At 49.6% G+C, this 6,134-nt stretch carries 5 protein-coding genes and 1 pseudogene; 2 read left to right on the forward strand and 4 right to left on the reverse strand.

From position 1 onward, the window contains the following. Positions 1–10: 10 nt before the first annotated feature. Positions 11–580 carry a manganese catalase family protein gene (locus tag ACIFQM_RS10420; protein WP_137062409.1) on the forward strand — a complete coding sequence of 190 codons (570 nt, stop codon included), beginning with the start codon at positions 11–13 and terminating at the stop codon, positions 578–580. 230 nt (positions 581–810) lie between these two features. On the opposite strand, the gene ACIFQM_RS10425 is transcribed toward ACIFQM_RS10420, so the two are convergent. The 3 genes from ACIFQM_RS10425 to ACIFQM_RS10435 all read right to left on the reverse strand — a co-directional run bounded on the left by ACIFQM_RS10425 (position 811) and on the right by ACIFQM_RS10435 (position 4,342). Further along, on the reverse strand, positions 811–1,887 hold the full coding sequence (locus tag ACIFQM_RS10425) for a BclA C-terminal domain-containing protein (RefSeq protein WP_430043168.1): 1,077 nt from the start codon (positions 1,885–1,887) through the stop codon (positions 811–813). Between the two features lie 48 nt (positions 1,888–1,935). Further along, complete coding sequence (locus tag ACIFQM_RS10430; RefSeq protein ID WP_430043166.1) at positions 1,936–2,916, reverse strand: hypothetical protein; 981 nt, start codon at positions 2,914–2,916, stop codon at positions 1,936–1,938. Between the two features lie 352 nt (positions 2,917–3,268). Next, complete coding sequence (locus ACIFQM_RS10435; protein WP_430043164.1) at positions 3,269–4,342, reverse strand: glycosyltransferase; 1,074 nt, start codon at positions 4,340–4,342, stop codon at positions 3,269–3,271. A 168-nt stretch (positions 4,343–4,510) separates the two neighbouring features. Here ACIFQM_RS10435 and ACIFQM_RS10440 point away from each other — a divergent pair, with 168 nt between their 5' ends. Next, positions 4,511–5,587, forward strand: a complete 1,077-nt coding sequence (locus ACIFQM_RS10440) for a glycosyltransferase family 2 protein (RefSeq protein WP_430065421.1) — start codon at positions 4,511–4,513, stop codon at positions 5,585–5,587. A gap of 9 nt (positions 5,588–5,596) precedes the next feature. On the opposite strand, the pseudogene ACIFQM_RS10445 reads toward ACIFQM_RS10440, so the two are convergent. Then, positions 5,597–6,134: pseudogene (locus ACIFQM_RS10445) on the reverse strand (hypothetical protein); the annotation flags it as partial.

Here is a 6,134-nt window from a genome sequence, read left to right on the forward strand (position 1 = left end):
AGGAACACGAATGTGGGTATATGAGAAAAAGCTGCAATATCCCGTACGTGTCAGCAAATGTGATCCTCATATGGCCAAATTGCTCATGGAGCAGTATGGCGGAGCGGATGGCGAGCTGGCGGCGGCTTTGCGGTATCTGAATCAGCGGTATACGATTCCGGATAAGGTGATCGGCGTACTTAATGATATAGGTACAGAAGAATTTGCACATCTCGAAATGATCGCCACAATGATTTACAAGCTGACCAAGGATGCGAGTGTAGAACAAATGAAGGCAGCGGGGCTAGGGGAATATTATGCGGCACATGATCATGCGCTGTATTACCAGAGCGCAGGCGGAGTTCCTTTTTCAGCGACCTATTTTCAAGCCAAGGGCGATCCAATCGCGGATTTGTATGAGGATATTGCGGCGGAGGAAAAGGCGAGAGCTACATATCAGTGGCTGATTGATTTGACAGATGATGTGGATTTGCAGGATAGTCTGAAGTTTCTGCGTGAACGCGAAATAATCCACTCACTCCGTTTCCACGAGTCTGTGGAAATTTTGAAGGGGGAACGAGACCGGAAGAAAGTATTTTGAGGAAATGGGAAATGGATACCCTAAGTACATTTTCCGTTAGAACAGTTTCATGGTGTGTATTACTGTAATTATAGTGCTTCAGCATTTATGGCTTCAGATTTTAAGAAAATGAATCGGTAAAATGAAAGGCGCTCCAGTTGGAAGCGCCTTTCGCAGCGTTTATACAGATGAGCAAGCATGGTTATAAGTAACTCATCGAGAGATGATGTACTGGCAGAAGATGGCGCATCTTAATTAAGTCGAATGATGGTCAATGATGCCCCTGTCGCGCCTCCTCCGATCAGTGTAGCGGCACCTATGGCCCCGAAAAATTGTACGCTGACGGTCGTTGCGGCGGCTACGTTAACGATAACGTCATTGTTGTAAGAAGAAAGGGAGATCACAGGCGAAAGGACGGAGCCTGGAGCTTGCACGCCATTAATAAGCAAACGGCTGCTCAGAAGAAGACCGACTGTTGTGTTCAACTCATAAGCGATGTAGTAGGTTCCGGCGTTCGTCAGGGTCACTACATCATTCGTTCCGTTAATGGTAATGCCTCCGCTTAGCGTCTGAGGTGGACCTGGAAAAGTCACATTCGTTCCGCCGAGCAAAACAGCGATCAGTCCGCCCGTTGTATTCGCTACAAAAGCATTCGTAGAGGTGATGTTGATACCTGTGGCTCCGGTTACGCCCGTAGTACCAGAAACACCAGTAGCCCCTGTTACTCCGGCCCCTGTGGCCCCTGTCACCCCGGTGGCTCCCGTACCTCCGGCAGGACCTACTGGTCCGACCGCACCCGCTGAACCCGCAGGTCCTGTGGCTCCGATCAAACCCGTTGATCCGGTGGCTCCGGCTAAGCCCGCAACTCCTGTAGCTCCGGTAGCCCCAGTAGCTCCAGCGGCCCCCGCAATCCCTGCTGTTCCTGTTGCGCCGGTAGCACCTGCGGCTCCTGTCGCGCCTGTGTCCCCTGTCGGTCCGATTGGACCGCCCGCAGGCCCAGTCGGACCGGTCGATCCGGTGGGTCCGGCCAATGTGGGAGCGGCCAGCACATTTTCGAGCTTTGCTTGCAGCAGCAGCTCTTTCTTCACTGTGGTGTCCAGTACGCTTTTGACACTTTGGTCCACGGCAAGAACGTCTGCAATGGTAGCCGGTCCACCAGTCAGCCCAGGTATCGTGCCGAGCACATATTGAATTTTTTCACCCTCGGCATTGATGATGTGACTAAGTCCCAATTCCTCAAAGGCAATGGATGATAGTAACAGATTAATCGCGTCATCCCGTGTTAGGTTAATTGTGGGTGTTACATTGGGGATATTAGGAAAAGACATGTGAATCCTCCTTATAATATAAATTTGGTTTTTCTCATACGTGGTGATTCACGGGAAATGTTTGGAATGCGGAAGCAGAGGGGACAGCCATACTTTTCCGAAGGTACGCTGTCTTTTTGGAGTGCCAGACATTTGTTGCTGTACATTGGTGTTGAAGCCAGTGGGATCGCCTGAGTACATGTTGTAAACGGATTTCAATTGCTCAATCGCTTGGGGTAAATGATTCTTTTGACCCGGTGGTAACGTGGAGGCCGCATGGCCTGAATCCCACTGGAACTTTAATAATTGCAGCCAGCCCAGACTGCTGGCTTTCCTTGCTTGTTGAACCTCCGAAGGAAACTGTGAGCTTTCCAAAGAAGGAGAGGATTTGATCTGCATTTTGAGCCAATGCATCAGGTGCTGCCCATGCTCCAAAAGGTGAAGGGAGCGTTCAATCTGATGGTACAGTCTTAGGGACTCCTGATGTTCATCTTTGTACAGACGGGTGGAAGGGTCGACGGACAGGAGAAATTGCAAGCGAATGATCTGCTCGAAAAAGAGGGATGCAGCCGTCTCCAGGGCATCTATGGAAATAGAAATTTCAGACAGAACACTTCTGTATTCCCGTCGGATTCGGATGTCATCATGCAAACTGGATATAAGGGTGTTCCAATGATTTCCGACTTCCATTTGGATCAGGAGCGATATCTCCAATTGCTGGAGGGTAGAATGATTCAATTGCAACCACACGGGAGAGGAGATGTTTTCGTTTGTTTTGTCCGACAAAAAGGAGACCATTCGGCTTTGGGAATTGGCTAATGTGGCTAATCCTGTGTTGAGATGGGCTGCGGCTCGGAAAAGCTGGAGGGCGTAAGGCTCATCTGGCGGATGGCTGCTAAACCCTTTATTCTTCATCGCATTCATCAGAGTCTCTGTAGCATTCCCAATCGTCTTTTTTGCGGCATGGATTGTGATCACCACCCTTTTTCGGGCAAGACCGACCGTTGTGATCAGGATTAGAGTAGCAGTTAGACCTGCTTTCTCCATCAAGTAGTAATACGTCCTCCAGCTTGTGCTGGAGTAGAATCTGGTTATTCACCACCCCTCGTAATACTCGTTCTACACTTCGATTCAACTGCAGGATATCTTGCAGGCAAACGTCCTCGTCGTTTACGAACCGTTGTATTTTTTCACCTTCTGCATGAAGTATGCTGGACAGACCCATTTCCTCCATAGCAATAGATGCGAGTATCATATGAATGACTTCTTTTCTCGTTAGAGAGATGAGGGGATTGATGTCGGGAATACCGGGCATAGACAAGTTCAATCTCTCCCTTCACTCCGAATTTGCATCATGGCTATGGTCAGCTGCATGGAATGCCGTACCCGGTCCCCGTCTTCCTCATCCCTGTTGTAGCTGTGAGAAATACTGCTCGTTATATAAAACGCTGGGATGAGTAGGATGGTGCAGCTGGGACATACGGTGATGCAGCTTTGATTTATCAATGTCACCAATCCGGTCATAACACAGACATAATTGCAAGTGCGGAAGCCAGGTGTAATAGGACGAATTGGTTAAGGCCATCGCATCTTGTGGTTGATCGATCAGTGTAGCCTGACGGAACCAGTAAATGGCTTGAGCATATTGTTCCGCTTCAATCAACAAATTGCCAAAGGCACAGCAGAACTGGGCGCGTGGTGCATCAAGATTAAGTGTGCGAAGCAGAGCCATGCGTTGCTCCTGTTTTTGACCTTGGCGGCCGTAACAATCCGCAAGCTTAAAGCAAGCAGCAATCCGGTCCTCCATCCATCCCTGGTTCAGACTTAAATAGTGTTCGTACTGCTGTATGGCTTCTACCGTCCGTCCGTTGTCATACAGTTCATTGCCAAAATAGTAGTGATCTCGTTCAGAAAATACGGTGCCCTGCTCCCGGTGCTTGAGGTATATGTGCAAATTTCGGTCGGTGTAAGCACGTGTCTTTTTATGAGTCACTGCCATATTGCTGTGAAAGGTGCTTCCAGTCACATGCAGGAATTCGTGCACAAAGCCGATCCATCTGAAATGACGATCTCGGCGCACAATCCGGTTTCTTTTGAGTTTATGCAGCGGCTGCCCCTGTTCATCTACGGACAGCACGTAATCCATCGTAATGCTGTCATACGAGAGGGTGGCTTGCTTTTTCCAGTCGAGAAATGCCAGTCGGTCGTGCTCTTCCAGGATGTCGTCGGCATCCAGCCAGAATTGATAGTCCTGTGTTGCCTGATCAAATGCATAGTTACGGGCTGCGGAAAAATCATCGCACCATTCAAAATCGTATATCCGGGCATTGAACGATGCGGCTACCTCTTGGGTGCGGTCGGTAGAGCCAGTATCGACGATAATGATTTCATCCACCAGATCATGGACTGATTTGAGGCAGGTGTGAAGCGCTTCTTCTTCATTTTTGACAATTATACATAAGCTGATGGTTACCATGCTCTTTGTCCCTCCCAAAAAACTTGGTATAATCTCCATTTTATTAGGATGGCTTGCTCATTATGTGGGAATTTCGGTTGAACGAGTATGAGGGTATGCGTGATAATCATAAATTGAGCAGCGCTCTAATAGATTAGAAAATCAAAGTCTGATGCAAGGGGGGAAGGCATGAGCCGGCCGTTCATTTCACTGTGCATGATTGTAAAAAATGAGGCGGAACGGATGGAAGCTTGCTTGCAAAGTGCCAGAGCTGTTGTGGATGAGATCATCATTACGGATACGGGGTCCACGGATGGAACCATGGACATTTGTCGTTCCATGGGGTGTTCCGTTGATTCGCGCGAATGGGATGACAGCTTTGCAAATGCACGCAATGCGGGAATAGCACGTGCCACCGGAGAGTGGATTTTATGGCTGGATGCGGATGAGGAACTGGATCACGATGAGAGTGGACAGCTGCGAGAGTTTGTAAAGGCGATCCGTGCAGACACGGCTGCTTTGAAGGTGATGAACGAGATGGACGGTTTCGTATACAGTTGTCCGCAAATTCGTTTGTTCCGAAATGACATCGGGTATCGGTTTGTAAGTGATATTCATGAAAGGCTGCAACCTCCGTCGGGAAAACAGGACACCCCAGAAGCTCCACTGCTTCCCGTGACGGTACACCATTATGGATATGCAGAGAAGGTCGTAGAGGTGAAGGAAAAGTCAAAGCGGAATATTCGGCTGCTGGAGCGGGAAAAGGCACAGGCTGGATATGACCCTTGGTGTGATTACCATTTGGCGAGTGAATACAGCCGTTTGCAGCAATGGGAGCGGGCTTATGAACTGATCAATTTGGCGATTACAGGTTTTCTGGAACAGGGAAAGCTGCCACCCGCGCTTGTCTACAAGCTAAAGTACGATACCTTAATTCGTCACGGCAGCCTGAAGGGCATATGGCCGGGAATTGACAAGGTGCTGCAACTGTACCCAGACTATGTAGATTTGTATTTTTATAAAGCGTTGTATCTGTTGGATCAGGGATTGTTGCTGGAGGCTTATTATGAGTTCGAAAAATGTACTCGCATGGGTGATAATTCATGGAAATATGTGACTTTGCAAGGAGTCGGCAGCAGCTATGCATTGTACTACATGTCCATCTGTTTGGCAAAAATGGGGCGGCCTGTGGAAGCACAGGCCACCTTGGAGGCTGCGGGAATACGTCGTTCGTTATCGGATCAGTTGTTGACCACCCAGGCTTGAAAAAGAGAGCTAGGCGGAAATATATTCGATGACGATCATTGAGCTGGTCCCTCCTGCCAGTGATAAGGTCAACCCGGATACGAGAAATTGTAAATTTCCGGGTACCGTAACCCGAAACAGCAGAGATGCGACGATTTCGCCACCTGCTAGAACTGCCGGGAAAGAGTAGCTTCCCGGGCTGGGAGTAGCTGTTCCGGTGAATGAGGGAGTGATGGTAGACAGCAGGGTCAGGGTCGCTGTGCTGAGCACCAGACTTACTTTGTAAAGACCTGCCTGGGTCAGGCCAAAAGTAGTGTTGTTGACGACGGTAATAAACGTTCCCGTAGAAGCACCCGCTGTAGCAAAGGTGATAGCGCCTCCTAACAGGATGGTATTAGGTCCCGTATTGGTACGGCTTAGTGCGCTGGCTAAACCCCCAGAGGCCCCTGTGGGCCCCGTCGCGCCTGAGATGCCAGTGGCCCCTGTGGTCCCTGTAGCCCCCGCGGTACCCGTGGCCCCGGTAGGCCCGGTGGCGCCAGCGGTACCCGTGGCCCCTGTGGTCCCTGTA

The sequence above is a fragment of the Paenibacillus sp. NRS-1782 genome, from assembly GCF_050467685.1.
Lineage (GTDB): Bacteria > Bacillota > Bacilli > Paenibacillales > Paenibacillaceae > Paenibacillus > Paenibacillus terrae_A.